The sequence below is a fragment of the Halogeometricum pallidum JCM 14848 genome, from assembly GCF_000337095.1.
In the GTDB taxonomy this organism is placed as follows: Archaea; Halobacteriota; Halobacteria; order Halobacteriales; family Haloferacaceae; genus Halogeometricum; species Halogeometricum pallidum.
Map to the genome: position 1 here is coordinate 140923 of NZ_AOIV01000011.1, position 19330 is coordinate 160252.

22 protein-coding genes and 3 pseudogenes are annotated in these 19330 nt (G+C 66.0%); 16 read left to right on the plus strand and 9 right to left on the minus strand.

The window, feature by feature from the left end:
* Nucleotides 1-19: 19 nt before the first annotated feature.
* Together C474_RS06830 and C474_RS06835 are read right to left on the minus strand one after the other, a co-directional pair.
* The gene (locus tag C474_RS06830; RefSeq protein ID WP_008385221.1) at nt 20-670 is read right to left on the minus strand and encodes a peptidase associated/transthyretin-like domain-containing protein; all 651 of its coding nucleotides are present in this window, start codon (nt 668-670) and stop codon (nt 20-22) included.
* Nucleotides 657-1262 carry a DUF4255 domain-containing protein gene (locus C474_RS06835; RefSeq protein ID WP_008385223.1) on the minus strand — a complete coding sequence of 202 codons (606 nt, stop codon included), beginning with the start codon at nt 1260-1262 and terminating at the stop codon, nt 657-659. Before C474_RS06835 ends, C474_RS06830 begins: the two co-directional genes overlap by 14 nt.
* Before the next feature lie 369 nt (nt 1263-1631).
* Between C474_RS06835 and C474_RS23035 the strand changes: the two are divergent.
* A pseudogene (locus C474_RS23035) lies at nt 1632-1822 on the plus strand (IS6 family transposase); the annotation flags it as partial.
* Between the two features lie 1124 nt (nt 1823-2946).
* A complete protein-coding gene (locus C474_RS06840; protein WP_008385224.1) occupies nt 2947-3252 on the plus strand; it encodes a CGCGG family putative rSAM-modified RiPP protein in 306 nt (101 codons plus the stop codon).
* A gap of 274 nt (nt 3253-3526) precedes the next feature.
* On the opposite strand, the pseudogene C474_RS06845 reads toward C474_RS06840, so the two are convergent.
* A pseudogene (locus C474_RS06845) lies at nt 3527-4216 on the minus strand (cbb3-type cytochrome c oxidase subunit I); the annotation flags it as partial.
* 240 nt (nt 4217-4456) lie between these two features.
* Between C474_RS06845 and C474_RS06850 the strand changes: the two are divergent.
* Nucleotides 4457-5095, plus strand: coding sequence for a helix-turn-helix domain-containing protein (locus tag C474_RS06850; RefSeq protein WP_008385228.1), 639 nt, complete (start codon nt 4457-4459; stop codon nt 5093-5095).
* 90 nt (nt 5096-5185) lie between these two features.
* Here the strand turns inward: C474_RS06850 and C474_RS06855 are convergent, their stop codons facing one another.
* The 3 genes and pseudogenes from C474_RS06855 to C474_RS06865 form a co-directional block, all read right to left on the minus strand.
* Nucleotides 5186-5740 (minus strand): halocyanin domain-containing protein, encoded by a 555-nt coding sequence (locus C474_RS06855; RefSeq protein ID WP_008385230.1) that lies wholly within the window; start codon nt 5738-5740, stop codon nt 5186-5188.
* Nucleotides 5741-5819: 79 nt separating this feature from the next.
* Nucleotides 5820-6143: a glutamyl-tRNAGlu reductase gene (locus C474_RS06860; protein WP_008385232.1), complete on the minus strand. Its 324-nt coding sequence runs from the start codon at nt 6141-6143 to the stop codon at nt 5820-5822.
* A gap of 4 nt (nt 6144-6147) precedes the next feature.
* Nucleotides 6148-6459 (minus strand): annotated as a pseudogene (locus tag C474_RS06865) (radical SAM/SPASM domain-containing protein); the annotation flags it as partial.
* Between the two features lie 114 nt (nt 6460-6573).
* Between C474_RS06865 and C474_RS06870 the strand changes: the two are divergent.
* Nucleotides 6574-6942, plus strand: coding sequence for a DUF2249 domain-containing protein (locus tag C474_RS06870; RefSeq protein ID WP_008385236.1), 369 nt, complete (start codon nt 6574-6576; stop codon nt 6940-6942).
* 32 nt (nt 6943-6974) lie between these two features.
* Here the strand turns inward: C474_RS06870 and C474_RS06875 are convergent, their stop codons facing one another.
* The gene (locus C474_RS06875; RefSeq protein ID WP_008385238.1) at nt 6975-7211 is read right to left on the minus strand and encodes a DUF2249 domain-containing protein; all 237 of its coding nucleotides are present in this window, start codon (nt 7209-7211) and stop codon (nt 6975-6977) included.
* Nucleotides 7212-7344: 133 nt separating this feature from the next.
* On the opposite strand from C474_RS06875, the gene C474_RS06880 reads away from it, so the two are divergent.
* Both C474_RS06880 and C474_RS06885 read left to right on the plus strand, forming a co-directional pair.
* Nucleotides 7345-8001 (plus strand): helix-turn-helix domain-containing protein, encoded by a 657-nt coding sequence (locus C474_RS06880; protein WP_008385240.1) that lies wholly within the window; start codon nt 7345-7347, stop codon nt 7999-8001.
* Between the two features lie 74 nt (nt 8002-8075).
* Nucleotides 8076-8447, plus strand: a complete 372-nt coding sequence (locus C474_RS06885; RefSeq protein ID WP_049916789.1) for a winged helix-turn-helix domain-containing protein — start codon at nt 8076-8078, stop codon at nt 8445-8447.
* A gap of 126 nt (nt 8448-8573) precedes the next feature.
* On the opposite strand, the gene C474_RS06890 is transcribed toward C474_RS06885, so the two are convergent.
* Nucleotides 8574-9971, minus strand: coding sequence for a hypothetical protein (locus tag C474_RS06890; protein WP_008385243.1), 1398 nt, complete (start codon nt 9969-9971; stop codon nt 8574-8576).
* Nucleotides 9972-10130: 159 nt separating this feature from the next.
* On the opposite strand from C474_RS06890, the gene C474_RS06895 reads away from it, so the two are divergent.
* The 3 genes from C474_RS06895 to C474_RS06905 all read left to right on the plus strand — a co-directional run bounded on the left by C474_RS06895 (nt 10131) and on the right by C474_RS06905 (nt 11464).
* A complete protein-coding gene (locus C474_RS06895; protein WP_008385245.1) occupies nt 10131-10439 on the plus strand; it encodes a cupin domain-containing protein in 309 nt (102 codons plus the stop codon).
* A gap of 126 nt (nt 10440-10565) precedes the next feature.
* Nucleotides 10566-10811: a DUF2249 domain-containing protein gene (locus C474_RS06900; RefSeq protein WP_008385247.1), complete on the plus strand. Its 246-nt coding sequence runs from the start codon at nt 10566-10568 to the stop codon at nt 10809-10811.
* 62 nt (nt 10812-10873) lie between these two features.
* On the plus strand, nt 10874-11464 hold the full coding sequence (locus C474_RS06905) for a hypothetical protein (protein WP_049916812.1): 591 nt from the start codon (nt 10874-10876) through the stop codon (nt 11462-11464).
* Between the two features lie 63 nt (nt 11465-11527).
* Here C474_RS06905 and C474_RS22545 read toward each other — a convergent pair whose 3' ends face one another.
* Entirely contained in the window at nt 11528-11683 is a 156-nt protein-coding gene (locus C474_RS22545) for a DUF7560 family zinc ribbon protein (protein WP_008385250.1), read from the minus strand.
* Between the two features lie 57 nt (nt 11684-11740).
* On the opposite strand from C474_RS22545, the gene C474_RS06910 reads away from it, so the two are divergent.
* The 7 genes from C474_RS06910 (at nt 11741) to narH (ending at nt 19267) form a co-directional block, all read left to right on the plus strand.
* Nucleotides 11741-12007 (plus strand): hypothetical protein, encoded by a 267-nt coding sequence (locus C474_RS06910; protein WP_008385252.1) that lies wholly within the window; start codon nt 11741-11743, stop codon nt 12005-12007.
* A gap of 230 nt (nt 12008-12237) precedes the next feature.
* A complete protein-coding gene (locus C474_RS06915; protein ID WP_008385254.1) occupies nt 12238-12825 on the plus strand; it encodes a hypothetical protein in 588 nt (195 codons plus the stop codon).
* Nucleotides 12822-13499, plus strand: a complete 678-nt coding sequence (locus C474_RS06920) for a QcrA and Rieske domain-containing protein (RefSeq protein WP_008385256.1) — start codon at nt 12822-12824, stop codon at nt 13497-13499. The genes C474_RS06915 and C474_RS06920 overlap by 4 nt, the downstream gene beginning before the upstream one ends.
* The gene (locus tag C474_RS06925) at nt 13499-15013 is read left to right on the plus strand and encodes a cytochrome b (protein ID WP_008385258.1); all 1515 of its coding nucleotides are present in this window, start codon (nt 13499-13501) and stop codon (nt 15011-15013) included. The genes C474_RS06920 and C474_RS06925 overlap by 1 nt, the downstream gene beginning before the upstream one ends.
* Nucleotides 15010-15234, plus strand: a complete 225-nt coding sequence (locus tag C474_RS06930; RefSeq protein WP_008385259.1) for a hypothetical protein — start codon at nt 15010-15012, stop codon at nt 15232-15234. The genes C474_RS06925 and C474_RS06930 overlap by 4 nt, the downstream gene beginning before the upstream one ends.
* Nucleotides 15231-18173, plus strand: a complete 2943-nt coding sequence (locus C474_RS06935; protein WP_008385261.1) for a nitrate reductase subunit alpha — start codon at nt 15231-15233, stop codon at nt 18171-18173. Before C474_RS06930 ends, C474_RS06935 begins: the two co-directional genes overlap by 4 nt.
* Nucleotides 18170-19267: a nitrate reductase subunit beta gene (gene narH, locus C474_RS06940; RefSeq protein ID WP_008385263.1), complete on the plus strand. Its 1098-nt coding sequence runs from the start codon at nt 18170-18172 to the stop codon at nt 19265-19267. The genes C474_RS06935 and narH overlap by 4 nt, the downstream gene beginning before the upstream one ends.
* Nucleotides 19268-19330: the final 63 nt, after the last annotated feature.

Genomic DNA, 19330 nt, shown 5'->3' on the forward strand with positions numbered 1-19330 from the left:
GAGAGTGAGCGATATAACCTTATCTATCAATCATGTTGTTTACTACTAGTTCGAGCGAGACTTGTCCCCCCTCCGCGACGGTTACTTCGGTCGGGTCAGACGCGTCGTCGAGGGTTGGATGCGTCGCCGTCGCGACGAGTGGGTCGCCGCCTGGTGCGACGATTCGACGCCCGTCGTGTTCGACGACATCGTTCGGACCGAGGTCGGGGAGAGCGACGACGAACTCACCTCTGTCGTCCGCTCGGCCGGCCGAGTCGACGCCGGAGAGAGTGACGACTGCGTCGGCGAGGGGGTCACCAGTCTCGGTCACCACTCGTCCGCGGACGAGCGTCACCCACGGGTCGAACGGGTACGCTGGTGACGGCGTGAGAGGAACTTCGACGACGGGGTGAAGCGGGTCCAGCGCCGCGACCGTGACCGTCTCGGACGCGGGGAGATAACGGTCGTCTCCCGAGATGACGACGGTCCGTTGTTCGGGTTTTTCGTTCAGGTCGAAGAACAGATAGTGGCCGCCGACCGAGAAGACGGGCTGAACCCGCGTTTCGGAGAGTTCGACGTCGACACGGCCGAGCGGAGGGTTCCCACTGTAGGAGTCTGTCAGACGGACGGCCACCGATAGCTGCACCGTCGACGTGTTCAGGCGTTCGACGAAGCGCTCATTCGTCGGCATCGCGGCCCTCCAAGAGGTGCTTGTCGACCTGTTGGCTGACGACACGCTGTGCCTCGGGTGCCGTCTCGGACTCGACGAAGACGGGACCGACGACGCACACGACGGAGGGCTGGAACGGAACGTCGGTGAACGTGTTCCATACCTCGAACGCGTCGTTGGTGGACTGTGAGTCGAACACGACGCGGAGTTCTCGGTCGTCGGCGAGGGACGCTCGTAAGTTCGACCCCGTAACGACGCTGTTGTCGGCCAATACCTGTACCGCACGTCCGAGCACCCGCTGCTGTTCGAGCGAACGCGCCGTCTCGTCGCTCCCGCCGTCACTCGGATGCGCCGTCAACAGGTAGTGTAAATCCAGCGCGAGCGAACCCGGTTTCGGACGACTGTCCGCCGTCCCGGCGTGGTCGCGGTTCCGGAGGTACGGGTTGACCTCGGTCCGATAGAGAAACAGCGTGAGTCGTGGTGTCCCGTCCGTTCCGGTCGCGCCGGGTGACGTGAGAGCGACGTCACTCTCGACGACCAAGTCCCGCATCTGGCCCCGGAGGAGTTCGACGAGCGTCTCGCTCGCGTCGGCGACTGCGGTGTACGCGCCCACTGCCTACCACCACCGATCCGACGTAGAGTCTATCCGCCCAATCACGCCTTCCATCTTCGACGGCGACGGATATAAGTGTGCCTCGAATGACGGGAGCGGATCGTGTGAGGAATCGGGAGGGATTACAGAATTACACTTGTAACTGTAACTCTAAACATCCGAAATAATAGTAAATTATCTAACTCATATACGAGCTTGGCAATAAGTGTCACGGGTTCCGGAACAGGACACGAGACCTGTGGAGAGATGCGAGAGAGATAACATGGATTAGACGATTATTCGGATGGTACTGTCTTGATGAGGACGAACAGCTAGTGATCGATGCTGGTCGGAGACCCACTCAAAGAATGTTTGGACACAGCTACGTGAATGTGGCAGCACGAACGGACTGTTCCGCCGTGTTAGGGGACGCCCGTCGGGGCGTTCGCCGTTCGTCGCCATGCTATCGGGTTGTCGCTCAGGGAAACAGAGCAGTTCTCCGATTGATCGGCGTGGATGTCTCGGTTCAAGCGATATTTCAGTGGGTTCATCGACTGGCCAACCGCGTTTCGGACTCGCCTTCGTTCACGAGATCAAAGTTCTCGCGTGGCCAACCAGAGCGCCGCAAAGGACCGTCCGAGCAGATTTGCGAGCGCCACTCCAATCTAACTCGACGACCTACTCGTTCCTCCAAACCGGGTCATCCAGACAGTTCCAGATTGGGCTATCTTGCGGATTTTCAGATCTTTTTCGATTCTTACCGCGTGTCAGGGGGCTTCATCGTGTGAGTTCCGACTGCCCGACGCCAACCCATATGCATCCTTGAATCCAAGAATCATTGACTCACTGATTCTTGTCCTGCTTTGCGAGTTCGCGAGTCTTCTCTCCAATACGTCGCGGTAGAAGTGGTTGTTCTGGATCACGTCAAACACCAGATAGCGAGCGTCTGCTCGACAACCCCGATCCCAGACGCAGTCACTGTAAGCATCCCAGAAACTCTTACTGTGCTGTTTACAGCGGTAAGAAAGCCGAAGCTCTCGGACAGTAGAGACTGACTTCAGAAGCCGTATCGGGCTCTTAGGGATGTTAAATCGTCTGTTGTGGAAGAACAACTACCAACTGCTCAATCTTCTCCTCCGACTAACAGCCACCTCATAGAACACGCGTATCGTCCACAGATATCACTCCACAGACTCATCGACAGCGCACTTCTTACACAATTCTCGCCCTTCGTAACTATCTCAAGAGGTGGTGTTTCCACAGTTTCGGAAGTTGGAAATATGTAGTCCGATTTATTCTCAAATCTACCCTATCTGGATCTAACTACGAGTGATAAACGCTCTTTGTCTATAGTGTAATCCTATTCTCGAGAGACCGGGGAAAATATCCCGAGTTTGATGGTGTAACCGCTCTGAATGGGAAACAGGCGAGCGATCACGGCTCAGTCAGGTGGTCTACGCGTACAGGGAACCAATTCGATGCACTCCCCGGCAGTTACCACTGGCGCATCCTCCATCTTCTCACCGACGGCAGCCTTCAGAAAGAAGTCGGTGAGTCGTCAGATACTGTGCAGAAGTACCGCGAACACGAATGAGGAACGACCGCACGCAAGAGTCCCTCCGATTCGACCATCTCGCTGCTACGTCGGAGTGAGACGAATATGTTCGGCACACGGACTACGAGTTGGGACCGAGAACTGTCTGGTATGACCGTTCACTCTCGCGACTCGGTCGAACCGGTGACTGACCACAGCCACGACAACTCTTGGTCGGCGAATCTGGAGAAACCAGTCCACGCGGACGACCGAGAGTTGGTACTCCTCCAAGCAGAGACGGCTATCGAGAAAACCGTTCCAGGAAATCACGTCAACCTCGTCACGCACGGAGACCACGGCCACCCGAAGACGTACCTGTTCGGACATCTCGACGCGGCTTACGGCGACGACATCGACGTCGAGTACGTCCGACAATGTGGTTGTGGTGGCCACGTCACCCGCGTCCACGTTCGATAGCAGAACGCAATCGGTGGCGTTGTCGGCTGAGCGAACTCGCCGATTAACCGACGAAGTGGATTCGTACGGTTGAGAGTCGCCACTACGCGAAACCGCTCGGCGAATGGGTTTGACGAAACGCAGTGTTCAGACACGAACTCATCGATACAGGGCGCTAATCCGTATACGAGCATTCACGGCCTGACGAGCGTACTACCCCCGACACTCGGTCGCTCGCGTCCCCCTCGACGACGCTTCCACCGGACCGACGTATCGGAGATGGCTCGGGTCGAAATCAGTCGTCGTTGAGTACCCCCTCCGCGACAGCCATATCGTCGACGGTCGGATCCTCCTCGGACTGTCGGAGCACGAACCGCTTGCGTACGAGGTCCGAAGCGTAGATTATCGTCCCTACGATGATCAGCGTATCACCGGGAAGGCGGACCCAGAAGAGCGTCTGAACGAGCGGTCGGTTGTAGAAGGCGAGGCTTCTGCCGACGGCGTAGCTCTCGGTGAACACTGCTTCTAGCTGAAGAAAGTCGACCGGGAGGACGGAAACGAACACCATGAGCGCGAGCCCGATATTCCAACACCAGAAGGCTGCACGGAGCCAGGACCCGTCCCAGCGGCTCGGTTCGATGGATATCTGTAACATGTAGGTGACCATCCCGAGCGCGAGGAATCCGAACGCGCCGAACATCGCCGCGTGGGCGTGACCAACCGTGAGGTACGTCCCGTGTTCGTAGTAGTTGATGAGCGGGAGGTTGATGAAGAACCCGAGCACGCCCGCGCCGACGAAGTTCCAGACGCCGCTGGCGATGATGAACATGAACGGCAGCCGATAGGGGAAGCTCCCGCTCTCGTTCATCGTCCGGTACTGACCCAGTGCCTCGTAGAGGAGAAACACCAGTGGAATGAGTTCCAGCGTCGAGAAGACGCTCCCGATAGGCACCCACATGTCCGGCATTCCGACCCACCAGTAGTGTAGCTCCATATCGAATGCTGATCCTCGGATTCATTGAATCTCGTCTCCGAACACGTTCCCCGAACTGCCGAATCGGCGATCAACTCGCGGACACGAGAAGGTCGTCCGGTCGGGTGCCCAACGTTTGACTCTGTGAGTACGTCGTTTGAGCGCGTCGAACCGGACAAAAAACTAACGACTGTTCCAGGACGGGTATACTCGGAGGAGGGTGTACCCGTCACCCTCACGTTGATTCATACGATGGGCTCCGGAATCCGAGTCGAGGTGGAAATCAGTGACGCGTCGGTCTGTCGTATCGTCGAGGAGTCGCGCGGCCTCTCACCGATCACCTCCGTGACGCGGTCGGCGACCCCGAACGGGGACGCCGTGACCGTGGAGTTCACCGCCGGCGCGGGCGCCGATATCGGCCGTGGAGACGAGGTATTCAGCTACGACGACCGGTCGGTGTACCGGTTCAGCGAGGATGCCGACTCGGCGTCGAACTGCGCGTGCACCCTCGTGGAGGGCGAGGGCTGTCCGGTCCACCACCTCCAAGCCGACGGGGGCGTACTCACCGTCGCGTTCTTCGCCCCCGACATCGACGCCGTCCGGCGGATCGTCACCGAACTCAAGGAGTCGTTCGACGGCGTCTCGCTCCGCCAACTCACCCGGTCGAAGCGGATCGACGACGGCACCGACCCCGTGTTCGTCGACCGGGCGGAACTCACCGACCGACAGCGGGAGGTGCTCGACACCGCCCACCGGATGGGCTATTTCACCCACCCGAAGGGGGCGAACGCGACCGACGTGTCCGAGGCGCTCGGAATCAACTGCTCGACGTTCGCCGAACACCTCTCGGCCGCACAGTCGAAGCTCCTCAACGCCGTACTCGAAGCCTGAATCGAACCTGCGTCGGAGGTTGTAGCCCACTGACCGAGTTCGATACCTACCCCAAGTGAAGGACGATAAAGCGGTGAAAACGACCCGGGATCACTCGACCACGACGACGCCCTTCATCCCCATCGCCTCGTGCGGTTCGCAGACGTACTCGAACGCTCCGCTCCGCTCGAACGCGTGCTCGAAGGAGTAGCCCTCCTCGGCCGAGAGGTCGCTCTCGAAGCTGCCGCCTTCGGCGACGACGTTGTGACTGCCGCCCCTTCCAGTCCACTTCCAGACGACGGTCGTCCCGGGGGAGACGCGAACCGCTGGCGGGTCGAACGCGTAGGCGCCGCCGTTGCCCTCGGCGCCGACGTCAACCGTCACTCGCTCCGCCCCGGTCGCGTCGGCGACGCCGCCGAAGTTACTCACGTCGTCCATCCACTCGCGCACGTTCGACGACGGACCGGCATCGGACGCCGGTCCGTCGGCCCCCGTCGTTCCGCTCTCGCTCGGGTCGCCCCCGCCGTTCGTCTCGTCCGACCCGCCCTCGGGCCGGTCGGTCGCCTCGGGCGCGCCGCCGGTACATCCGGCCGCTCCCCCCGCGACCGCCGCGGCCGTCGCTCGGAGGACCGTGCGCCGCGTCGTCGGGAAGTCGTCCAGTGTCATCACGTTCGACAGTATCCCGCTCGCCGCCTCGGCGGTTTCCCCGAACAGGTTCGGCCCGCTCTCTGACCGATGCGCGGAGTCATCGCTCGGACTCGAACAGTGCGAGAGCCGTCCGCACCGCGTCAGGATCGGTCTCCCCGCCCGCGAGCGTCGATTCGGGGGCGGCGAGCACCCCGTCGACGACGGCCGCCGCCATCTCCTCGACGACGCGCCGTTGCTCGGACGCGAGTCCCCCGCGTGCCTCGAGACGGGAGAGCGCGGTCCGTAGTTCGCGTCGCCTGACGGCCGCGCCGCGGGCGCGAATCAGACGGCGTGCCGCCTCCGCGTTCGGTTCGTCGGCGTCCGCGTCTCTCTCACCGGCGTCAACGGCGGACTCACGCGCGGATGGTTCGGTATCGGTCATCGGCTCAGTCGGCGGAGGACGCGTCCCGCGCGGCTAACGACTGCTCGGGACGCGGACCGTCGTACCCCTCGGGGACGTACTCGGAGAACGGGTCCGACGCGAGCGGATCCCCGGTGTACGCGAACGCGCGCGACCGGCTTCCCCCGCGGCGGTTCCGGGACTCGCAGGCGCCGCACTTGCCGCGGAGGGCGTCTCGGTCCCGCAACGAGCGGAACAGGTCGGCCGGGTAGCGGTCCACGACGCTTCGGTCCCCGACGGGTCCGGCCGTCCCCGGGAGGAAGCCGGACGGGCACACGTCGCCGACGCGGCTGACGAACGGTCGCCGGTCGGTGTCGACGGCGCGCGGATTCATTCGTTCCCTCCCGCACGGTTCGCGTCGCGCGGCGCAATCGCCTCGCGTCCTCTCGGTCGGTCGTGAACGACGGTCGCCATGGTCGTCGTTCGAGCCGCCGGCGGGGAAAGCGAACCGCCGAACGTGTTCGGGACAACCGTCTGTAGGCCCGAGGCCCGATTCGACGGTATGGACGCGTTGACGAGACTCGTCGAAGAGACGGCCGCACCGACCGACCGACCGCGGGAACGACTGGACGCGCGGGAACTGCCGCCGCCGCAGCCGCTTCGTAACACGCTCGAACGACTGGCCGAGTTGGACGACGACGTCGTCCTCGTGCAGACGAACGACCGCGCGCCGAAGCATCTGTACCCGAAACTGGATGACCGGGGGTACGCGTACGAGACCGTCGACGCCGACGACTTCGTCGCCACGGTCATCTGGCGCGACGACGCGGAGACGGCGTGACCGGCGCGTCCGGACCCCGGAGGCGACTCGGCCTACGCGCGCGTTATCGACACGCGCCACTCGTCGGGGGCCTCGCGGGTCGCCTCGTAGGCGAACCCCCGGCGTTCGAGGACGCCGTAGAGCGGTTTCGGCTCGAAGCCGTTGACGAGGACGAGACGCTCGTCCTCGCCGAGGGCGTCGAGCGCGGTCGTAATCTCGCCGAACGGTTCGCCGTCCATCGTTCGAACGTCCAGTTCGCGCGTCTCGCCGCCGCTTCGTTCGGACTCCATGGACCACGCCTTTCCGCCGGGTTCCCATACCCGTTCTGCCGATGGTGTTCGCCGTTCCCCCCGCGAACCCGACTGACGAACATGTTCGGGAGAACTATTCAGTCGCGGGGCCGAATACGTTCTACCGAAACCGATGCCACGAGCGAACCTCACCCTGACGATTCCCGAGGGCGTCTGGATCGGCGACGTGACGCGGGCGCATCCCGACGCCGGCGTGCGGATACTGGCGGCGCTCACCGGCGACGACGCCGGGGTGGGGCTCGCGGAGATCACCGCGGCCGACCTGGAGGATATCGTCGCCGACGTGCGAGGCAGCGACTCGGTAGTCGAACTCGACGTCCTCCAGCGGTACGAGGACACGGTGCTCGTCCAGTTCGAGACGACGATGCCGCTGCTGCTGTTCCCCGTGCAGGACTCGGGCGTCCCGTTGACGATGCCGTTCACCATCCGAAACGGGCGGGCGGAGTGGGAACTCACGGCCCCGCAGCGTCGTCTCTCGGAACTCGGCACGCAGTTGGACGAGTTCGGCATCCCGTTCACGGTCAACGAGATCAGACAGGAGATCGAACCCGAGCAACTGCTGACCGATCGACAGCTTCGGCTCGTGCGCGCCGCCGTCGAGAACGGCTACTACGACACGCCCCGCAAGTGCTCGCTCACCGAACTCGCAGACCGAGTCGACCTGGCGAAGTCGACGTGCAGCGAGACGCTCCACCGCGCCGAGGAGACGGTTATGAAGCGATTCTTAGCGGAACTGGAGGAGACGGGATCCGAGTCGTCGCTCCCCTGAGGCTTCGAATCTGTCGGACGCGCCGCCTCAGTATCGCTCGGACGACCACGCCATCGCACTTCACCTGAATAGCCATGCCAGATTCATTCGCACCCGACGCACCGGACACCCAGGGCGTGTTGGACGCGCTCGACGACCCCGACTGTCGAACCATCATCGAACGAATCGACGGACCGATGACGGCGACCGAAATCTCCGACGCGTGCGATATCCCGCTCTCGACGACCTACAAGAAACTCGCCCTCCTCACCGAGACCGGCCTCCTCGACAGGCGAGCGAGACCGAGAGCCGACGGGCGGCACGTCGCGCGCTTCGTCCTCGCGTTCGGGGAGGTCCGGATCGGTCTCGATGAGACCCGATCAGTGAACGCGGTCGTCGACCGCTGGGAGCGGTCGCCAGCAGACCGCCCGTCGGACCCGTGGTCCGAAGCGGGCGAGGAGACGTGACCGCGGAGCAGACGAGCGCTCGGCGGAACACGTTCGCCGTCCGTCTCGAAGTCCGGGCCTGACGATACTCCGGGAGAGCGCCGCTCACTCACGACTACCGAGCGCTTCGGTGACGGAGACGCGCGCTTACTCCGTCGACTCCCGTTCGACGGCGCCGTCCGACCGCTCCTCGCCGCCGGTCCCTCTGGCCGCCTCCGGGAGCAGCACCGCGAACAGCGACGCCGAACCGTGGGTTCGGATCACCGACAGCAGGTTCGCGACGAAGACGACGAACCCGAGGAGGGCGAGTGTCCCGCCGAACGACGACGCGAGTCGCGGGAGCGCGACGAACTCGGTGAGGCCGAGCACCGCGAACCCGCCGAGAAGCGCCGCGAAGTCCACCGCCGCGAGCCGGTCGTCGTAGAGGTCGTCGATAGCGGGGACGTCACCGAGACCGAGCAGGTCGCTGTACCGGTGCACCCAGACGATGAACGGCACGACGTGGTACAGCGTCCCGAAGACGACGAAGCCGACGACGCCGAACAGCAGGAGATAGGTGGACGACGGCGCGCCGAACAGCGCCGCCGGCGAGAGGGGGTCCGCGACCCAGACGGGGGCCGTCAGCGCCGCCCACGCGAGCATCGCGGCGGCGGCGACGGCGTACCGGGAGAGCATCGGCGTCCACTCGACGGTCGCGCCGACGAGTCGGCGGGCGAGGACGACGCCGAACGCGACCACGCCCGCGACGACCAACAGCGCGCCGAGGCGGCCGACGGACGGGGCGTCGAACAGTCGACCGAGCGCCAACGCGACGACGCCGACGGGGTACCCGACCTCCTCGACCCGTCTGAGCGGGAAGTCGACGCCGCGGAGATCCGACTGCGTGAACATCGTTCCGAGTTGGTACAGCGCCCCGAACACCGTCGTCAGGACGACGCCGAACACCGCCAGCGTCGCGTGCGCGGCGTGGAGTCCGGACCGGGTGATCGGGATTCCGCCGAGCACCGGCCGCGTGAAGCCGACGGCGAGCGTCAATCCGAACGCGGTCACGACGGCGAGGTACCCGAGCGCGAGGGCGAAATGCCGCTCCGTCACGTCCCACGGGCGGGCGGCGAGGAGCGTCCGGCCGACGTTGTAGACGAACAGCCAGAAGCCGAGCAGCAGCAGGCCGCCGAACGGCGAAAGCCACCCGTAGAATCCGCCGAGCAGGCAGATGACGAACCCGAGCAGTCCCGGTGCGACGAGCAGGAGTTGGAGTCTCGATAACCGCTCGGAGTGGAGCGCCGTCCCCGACCAGACGGGGACGAACTGCGTCATCGCGCCCATGATGGTGACGCACACCCACCCGACCAAGAGGAGGTGGACGTGCGCCAACTCCCGTTGCCCGGGGAGCGCGCCGAGCGAGCCGAGCACGCCGACGAGGCCGCCGCCGAGCAGGAAGCAGAGCCCGACGACGAAGTGTCCGAGCGGGACGGCCATCGGCGGCTGGCTGTCGACTTCGATGGACGAGGGAATCGCGGCCATGCGGGAGGCGAAGGGCGCCATCCCCCTCGCTCTACGTCCGAACACGTTCGGGCGAACCCTGACTCCCGCTCGGACGAACGTCGAGGTGATGGAGCCTCAGAGACGGCGACCGACGGAATCGAGCGGTTCTCCGAGTACGAACCGGCCGGACGCGTCCGCGTCGACGGGGGGGCGAGGACGGTGACGGAACGAGCGCACCTCCCGGATCTCGACGGGACGCCGCACGCGAACGTGTTCCCCGAATCGGAGCCGAAGACGGTGCGGCTGACGCTCGACGCGGGCGAGGGGGTCGCGCCGCACCGCCATCCCGGCCGGAGCGTCGTGCTGTACGTGCTCGACGGGTCGATCGAACTCGGTCTCGACGACGAGACGCACTCGCTCGGACGCGGCGATATCGTCCGATTCGACGGCGACCGCGAGATTGCGCCGCTCGCGAACGAGGCGAGCACGGCCCTCGTCGTGCTTGCTCCGACGGCGGACGAGGGGTGAACGACGGCGAGACGCCCCTCCCCGCTCGAAGTCGAGAATTCTGACAGGGGGACAGCCTCGGAAACGCCCGCGGCCGAACGGGTTCGGGGGAAACGCTTCCTCGCCGAGCGGAGACGTACTCACCGTATGGCAGCAACCACGCTCGATCTGAGAGACGTTCCGCCGGCCGAACGACATCCGAAGATACGCGACGCGTTCGCGGCGTTGGAGAGCGGCGAGACGCTCGAACTCGTCAACGACCACGACCCGAAACCGCTGTTCTACGAGATGCGGGCGGAAGTCGACTCGTTCGACGCCGACGGCTACGAGATGGAACGGCGCGGTCCGACCGAGTTCGTCGCGTCGCTCCCGAAGCACGCCCGCCCCGAGTGACGGCGCGTTGGGCGAACGTGTTCGGCGTCGCACCTACCGACCGCCGGAGCGAACGACTCGGTATGGTGGGTTTCCCCTCCCCGTTCGGCGGCGACGACGACGAACTGTTCGACGGGCGCGACGAGTTCGTCCCCGAGCACCTCCCGGACCCCGGACCGTTTCTGCGCGACTCCGACGTGCTCGCGGGCGAGGCGCACGTCGCGTTCCACGAGGTGACCCGCGATATCTTCGAGGAGCGGTCCGTCTACGACGCGACGTTCGGGTACAACCTCGCGCGACTCAACCTCGACGCGCGACACCCGGACGCGGGCTACCGCTACGCGGAACAGTCGGGGGAGGGTTCGGACGGTCCGATACTCCGGGCCGAGTTCACGCCGACGACGGCCTTCTGCCCCCAGAGCGGGACGCTCACACTCGGTTCGTTCCGGGCGTGGAACGGCCTCTCGGACCGCCACGGATACGACCTCGTCCGGGTCCGACTCCACCCGATGCACCACGACGCCGAGTCGATAAACGAGCGACTGGCGGCGGTCGAAGACGAGTACCGGGAGACCGGCGACCTCGCGAACGCCGGTGGGGGACGTGCCGAATCGCTCGCGACGCGACCCGCTACCGGCGGCGAACCGGACGCGGGACCCGATTCGCCGTTCTGACGCGCTCCGCCCGGCGGCGCTCGCGACCGCTCCCGGTCGCGGCGACGGCGCCATCGGCGCCGGCTACTCGGCGTCTCTCGGCGCCGGGGAGAACGCGTCGGCGTCCACCGAGACCGCGCAGAGGACGCACCCGTTCGCGAGTATCTCGGTGCGAATCTCCCCGCCGACGGCGACGACGGCGTCGCACTCGGGGCAGTCGAAGGTGAACTGTCGGGGCACGGCTCTCTCCGGGGGTAAATTCCGGGTGGAGGCCCCTGACTGCCGACCCCGTATCCTATGGGTGCTGAAATATTCACCGAGCGATACCGACACCTCCGCCGGTCGTTGCTCGGCGGGTTCAGGAGCCGAGACGTTTCGACCGGGGCGCAGCGAGACGCTCGGGAACCGCTCTCGGCGGGCGGCGGCGGTCTCTCGGAGACGGCGCACGTCGCGGGCGACGAACAGGCGAACGAGCGAGTCGTCCGTCGCCGCCGGCGGGTGATCCGGTCGCCGTCCGTCGTTCCGTCCCGGAATCGAACGCCGCAGGTTCGCGCCCCCACATAAACCCCCCTCATTCTGTGGTGTCCCGAATACCCGCCCCGGGGCGAAACTCGAATACGGGACAGTGATCACTCACAGAGATCAGCGCCCGACGGGACCGGCTCCTCGCAAGCGTCGGCGAGCGAGGGGCCGCCGAGGGCGCAAGCGGAGCGAAGGGACCCGGCGGGGGTCGGAGAGACCGGCGAACGCCGCGGGGGCTACCGGCGTCTACACCGGGTTCGGGGGGAGATGCCGTGCGGCGTGAGACGGCCATCGTCGTCCTCCTCCTCGTGGCCGTGCTGCTGCCGATGTGGTTCGTCGCCCTGCACGGCGAACCGCCGAGCGAGGAGGTGGAGATCGACCGGAGCGTGACGGAGATGCGACCGCTGCAGGAACTCGTCAACACGCCGAACAAACTCGCCCCGAGTCAGGTCGGCGTCATCGTCTGGGTGGCGCTGTTCGGTCTCCTCGGTATCCTCACCGCGGTCCACCGGTTCATGGACTCGGCGGTGCGGCCGGACGGCCCGAGCGATGCCGAAGACACCGTCGTTGCCGACGGCGGCACGGTCGGGTTGCCGTGGTTCCGGACCGACGACCGGTGGGTCGTCGAGTACCACGACGCGTCGGACGCGGCGGAGGGAATCGTGGCGATGGGCGGACTGACCGTCCTCGCCATCGTCTTTGCCGCGCTGTTCACCGGCGAGTACCTCACGCTCGCCCGCACCCAGTACTTCGGCGTCTACGCGGCCGGGATGTTCGTCTCGCTGGCGCTGCTCACAGTCGCCTACTACGCGTGGTTCCTGCCGCACGTCGAAGTCGCCGAACGGAGGGACCACGGATGACGCGAGAGCCCCGAGCGGCCGGCGGGCGTCGGGACGACGACACCGACGACTGCGACGGCCACTGTTCGGAGTGCCCGGGCGGCGGGGAACCGCACCATCCGAGCATCTTCTCCGACGACCGGGGGGCGATGGCGCGTCGGGACTACGCGAAACTCCTCGCGACCGTCGGCGGACTGACGGCCGTCGGGAGCCTCGCCGCGCCGTTGGCTGGACTGACGCGCGTGTTCGAGCGGTCCTACACCGGTCCCGTCTACTCGGACGGCGTCTACCTCGTCGACGGCGAGGGCGAACGCGTCGCCGAGTCCGCGCTGGCGAAGGGTGAGAAGACGACCGTCTTTCCCGAACCCCGTCCGGGAATCGCGAAGGCGCCGACGCTGCTCGTCAGGCGCCCCGAAGACGCGTACGCCGGCGCGACGAACTTAGAGTACACCGTCGGCGGCTACGCCGCGTACTCGAAAGTGTGCACGCACGCCGGGTGCATGGTGTCGAACGAGGAGGGCGAGATACTCGTCTGCCCGTGCCACTTCGGGAAGTTCGACCCCGTCGACGGGGCGAGCGTCGTCGGGGGGCCGCCGCCGCGGGCGCTCCCGCAACTCCCCGTCACGCTCTCCAGCGACGGATATCTCATGGCGACGGGCGACTTCGAGGGGCCCATCGGCCCGGGGGGCGAGTGATGTCCCGCGCCGACCGACTGGCGGACCGAGCGGACGACGCCGGCCGCCGCGCGTACGACTGGCTCGACCGCCGGTTCGACCTCGACGGCGGCCGGTCGTTCCTCGGGAAGGCGTTCCCCGCCGAGGATTCGTTCCTCCTCGGCGAGGTGGCGCTGTTCTGCTTCGTGGTGCTCGCCCTGACGGGGATGTTCCTCGGGATGTTCTTCGAGCCGTCGACGAGCGACGTGGAGTACGAGGGCAGCGTCGCGGCGTTCCAAGGGCAGGAGGTGCCCGAGGCGTTCGCCAGCGTGCTCCACATCACCTACGACATCCCGTTCGGCATGTTCATCCGGCGGATGCACCACTGGGCGGCGCACCTCTTCGTCGCCTCCATCGGACTGCACATGCTCCGGGTGTTCTTCACGGGGGCGTACCGCAATCCCCGCGAGGCGAACTGGGTCGTCGGAACCGGACTCGCCGGGTTGGCGATGGGCGCGGCGTACACGGGGTACGCCCTCCCGTTCGACGAGTTCGCCGCGACGGCGACCGGAATCGGATACAACCTGGCCACGTCCGTCCCGTTCGCCGGCGACGTGCTCGGAAAGGTGGTCTTCGGCGGCGAGTTCCCGTCGAGCGCGACCATCCCGCGGCTGTACTTCCTCCACGTCCTCGTCATCCCCGTCGCCATCGCCGGCCTGCTGGCGATACACATGGCGATACTGGTCCGCCAGAAGCACACCGAGGCGCCCCGCGACGACGACGTGGTCGGCCCGTCGCCCCCGCGGTCGAACCGGGTTACCGACGGCGACGCGGTCGGCGACGGCGGCGCCGCGGGGACGGTGGACAGAGACGACGACAGCGTCGTCGTCGGACTGCCGGCGTTCCCGAATCAGGCGGCGGTCAGCGTCGTCGTCTTCTTCCTGACGCTGGCGACGCTCGCGGTGCTGGGCGGGTTCCTCCCCGTTCACAACATCGCCGAGTACGGGCCAAACAACCCCGCTGGGACGCCCGAACTCATCATGCCAGACTGGTTCCTGATGTGGGTGTACGGCTTCCTGAAGCTTCTCCCCTCGTGGATGAGCTTCACGGTCCCGGTCGCGGGCGTCCACGTCTCGACCGAGTTCATCGGGGGCATCGTGCTCCCGACGCTCGTCTTCGGGGCCGTCGCCGTCTGGCCGTTCGTCGACTACCGGGCGGACCCGGTCCACTTCACCGCCAACCCGCTCGACCGACCGCGGCAGACCGCAGTCGGCGTCGCGGCGATCCAGTTCATCATGATCGCCTCCATCGCGGGGATGAACAACCTGCTCTCGCGGGCCCTCGGCGTCGAAACCGGCGTCGTCAACCCGGTCCTCACCGCCGCGCTGGTCGCGGTTCCGGCGGTCTCCGGGTATCTCACGTACCGCCTGCTGGACGGCGGAGAGGGGGCCGACGGGTCGGGAGGCGACGCGTCCGACAGCGGCGACGACGCCGACGACGGGAGGACCGACGACGACCGCTCGGAGACGGACGCCGCGGAGGTGAGCGACCGGTGACGCACACCGGAAGCCCCGACGCGGACGCGGATGCGAACGCGAACGCGGGGGTGGCGCTGCCCGCGCGGACGTACCGACGCCTCGACCGTGCGAGCAAACTCATCGGCGTGGCTCTCGTCGCCGTCGGTCTCGAAACGGGCGGCGACACGCTCGCCGGAATCGCGCTCGGTCTGCTCGGCGCGGCGATCGCACTGACGACGGTAGTTCTACAGAGACAATGACTCGAAACGATTCACGCGACCGGACGACCGACGCATCGACGGACGAACGAACCGACGGAGGAGCGGGCGGTCCCGACGTGGGGGACCCGCCGGGGAACCCGTCCTCGGCCCGCCTCTCCCGGCGCGGATTCCTCGAAGGCGTCGGCCTCGCGTCCATCCTCGGCATCGGGGGCGCGTCGGCGACGGGCGAGACGCTGTTCTCGATGGACGGGCTGCGACCCGTCGACGATCCGATCGGCGAGTATCCGTATCGGGAGTGGGAGGACCTCTACCGAGAGGAGTGGGACTGGGACTCGGTCGCCCGGTCGACGCACAGCGTCAACTGCACCGGAAGCTGCTCGTGGAACGTCTACGTGAAGAACGGGCAGGTGTGGCGCGAGGAGCAGGCGGGCGATTACCCTCGGTTCGACGAATCGGTGCCGGACCCGAACCCCCGCGGCTGTCAGAAAGGGGCGTGCTACACCGACTACGTCAACGCCGACGAGCGCATCAAACACCCGCTGAAGCGCGTCGGCGAACGCGGGGAGGGGAAGTGGCAGCGGATCTCGTGGGACGAAGCGCTCACCGAAATCGCCGAACACGTCGTCGGCGAGGTGCAGGCCGGACGGTACGACGCCATCAGCGGCTTCACGCCGATTCCGGCGATGAGTCCGGTCTCGTTCGCCAGCGGGTCGCGGCTCATCAACCTGCTCGGCGGCGTCAGCCACTCCTTCTACGACTGGTACTCCGACCTCCCGCCGGGACAGCCCATCACGTGGGGAACGCAGACGGACAACGCCGAGAGCGCCGACTGGTACAACGCCGACTACATCATCGCGTGGGGGTCGAACATCAACGTCACGCGCATCCCGGACGCGAAGTACTTCCTCGAAGCGGGGTACAACGGGACGAAGCGCGTGGGCGTGTTCACCGACTACTCGCAGACGGCCATCCACACCGACGAGTGGTTGAGCCCCGAACCCGGCGCCGACACCGCCCTCGCCCTCGGGATGGCGCAGACCATCGTCTCTGAGGACCTGTACGACGAGGCGCACCTGAAAGAGCAGACCGACATGCCGCTTCTCGTCCGGCAGGACACCGGGAAGTTCCTCCGCGCGAGCGACGTGCCGTCGGTCGACACCGACGCCGACCGCCCCGAGTGGATGCTCCTCATGCTCGACTCGGAGGGGTCCCTCCGCGAGGCGCCGGGGTCGCTCGGCGAGCGAGACGGGCAGAAGGACTACTCGAAGAGCATCGAACTCGACTTCGATCCCAGACTCGGCGCCGAGACGACGGTGCAGACCACGGATGGGAGCGTCGAGGTTCGGACGGTCTGGAACGAACTCCGCGACGAACTCTCCCGGTACGACCCGGAGACGGTCCACGAGATGACGGGGGTCGGTCGCGAGACGTACCAGCGGGTCGCCCGCGAGTTCGCGGAGGTGGACCGCGCGAAGATCATCCAGGGCAAGGGCGTCAACGACTGGTACCACAACGACCTCGGCAACCGCGCCATCCAGTTGCTCGTCACGCTGACGGGCAATCTCGGGAGACAGGGAACCGGTCTCGACCACTACGTCGGCCAGGAGAAGATCTGGACGCATCACGGCTGGCAGACGCTCTCGTTCCCGACCGGGAAGGTCCGAGGCGTACCGACGACGCTGTGGACGTACTACCACGCGGGCATCCTCGACAACACCGACCCCGACACGGCGGCGAAGATACGGGAGTCGATCGACAGGGGATGGATGCCGGTCTACCCGGCGGAGCGCGAGGACGGCTCTCGACCCGACCCGTCGACGATGTTCGTCTGGCGCGGCAACTACTTCAACCAGGCGAAGGGGAACGTCGCCGTCGAGGAGGAGTTGTGGCCGAAACTCGACCTCGTGGTGGACATCAACTTCCGGATGGACTCGACGGCGATGTACTCGGACATCGTCCTGCCGACGGCGAGTCACTACGAGAAGCACGACCTGTCGATGACGGACATGCACAGCTACGTCCACCCGTTCACGCCCGCGGTCGAACCGCTGGGGGAGTCGAAGACCGACTGGCAGATATTCCGCGAACTCGCGGCGAAGATACAGGAGGTGGCGACCGACCGAGACGTCGAACCGATTCCCGACCGTCAGTTCGACCGCGAGATAGACCTCCGGTCGATCCACGACGACTACGTCCGCGACTGGGCGTCCGACGAGAGAGGGGCGCTGGCCGAGGACCGCGCGGCGTGTGAGTACATCCTCGACCACTCCGAGGAGTCGAATCCCGAGGGAACGGACGAGCGAATCACGTTCGCCGACACGGTCGAACAGCCGCGGCGACTGCTCGAAGCGGGCGACCACTGGACCTCCGATATCGAGGAGGGCGAGGCGTACATGCCGTGGAAGGACTTCGTGCAGGAGAAGAACCCGTGGCCGACGGTGACGGGGCGACAGCAGTACTACGTCGACCACGACTGGTTCCTCGAACTCGGCGAGCAGTTGCCGACGCACAAGGAGGGGCCGACGAAGACGGGTGGAGACTACCCGATGGAGTACAACACGCCGCACGGCCGGTGGTCCATCCACTCGACGTGGCGCGACAACGAGAAACTGCTGCGCCTCCAGCGCGGGGAACCGGTCGTCTACCTCCACCCCGAGGACGCCGCCGAACGCGGCATCGAGGACGGGGACGCCGTGGAGGTGTTCAACGACCTCGCAGAGGTAGAACTGCAGGCGAAACTCTACCCGAGCAGTCAGCGCGGAACGGCGCGGATGTACTTCGCGTGGGAGCGGTTCCAGTTCCCCACCGACTCGCACTTCAACTCGCTCGTGCCGATGTACATGAAGCCGACCCAGTTGGTCCAGTACCCCGAGGACACCGGCGAACACCTCTACTTCTTCCCCAACTACTGGGGGCCGACCGGGGTCAACAGCGACGTCCGCGTCGACGTGCGGAAGAAAGGGGGTGACGGCGGATGAGCGGTCGCGAGACCGACGCGGGGACCGAGACGGGGGCGTCGACGCCGACGCCCGACGACGGCGTCGACCTCGCGGAGGGCGTCGACCACCAGGTGGCGATGGTGATGGACCTGAACAAGTGCATCGGCTGTCAGACGTGCACGGTCGCGTGCAAGTCGCTGTGGACCGAGGGCGGCGGCCGCGACTACATGTACTGGAACAACGTCGAGACGAGGCCCGGCGAGGGCTACCCCCGCGACTGGGAGAACTCCGGCGGGGGCTGGAAGTCGGGCGAGCACTCCGAGCGTCGACCCGGCGAGATACCGGCACAGGAGGATTACGGCGACGCGTGGGAGTTCAACCACGGGGAGGTGATGTACGACGGGAGCGACCAACCCCTCCGGCCGCAGTCGGACCCCGAGTGGGGGCCGAACTGGGACGAGGACCGCGGCGACGGCGAGTACCCCAACTCCTATTACTTCTACCTCCCGCGCATCTGCAACCACTGCACGCACCCCTCCTGCGTCGAGGCGTGCCCGCGAAAGGCCATCTACAAGCGCGAGGAGGACGGCATCGTCCTCATCGACCAAGAGCGGTGTCGCGGCTACCGCTACTGCGTCGAGGGCTGTCCGTACAAGAAGGTGTACTACAACGCGACGAAGAAGACCTCCGAGAAGTGCATCTTCTGCTACCCGCGCATCGAGGGCGAAGGGCCGGACGGCGAGACGTTCGCGCCGGCCTGCGCCGAGGACTGCCCGCCGCAACTCCGGTTGGTGGGCTTTCTCGACGACGAACAGGGACCGATTCACAAGCTCGTGAACGAGTACGAGGTGGCCCTCCCGCTTCACCCCGAGTACCGGACGCAACCGAACGTCTACTACATCCCCCCGTTCGCGCCGCCGCAGCACTCCGAGGACGGCGAGACGGTGGACGTAGAGCGCATCCCGCGAAACTACTTGGAGAAGCTGTTCGGCGAACGCGTCCACGACGCCCTCGACACCATCGAACGGGAGCGCGATAAGGTGGACCGCGGCGGGTCGAGTGAACTGCTCGATCTGCTCACCGACACGAACCCGGCGCGGAAGTACCGGTTGGAGGTGTTTGACGATGATTGAGCACAGCGAAATCTCGTCAAGCTCGGGAGAGATCCGCTCTCCCGGTGTTCGACTGATGCGAGC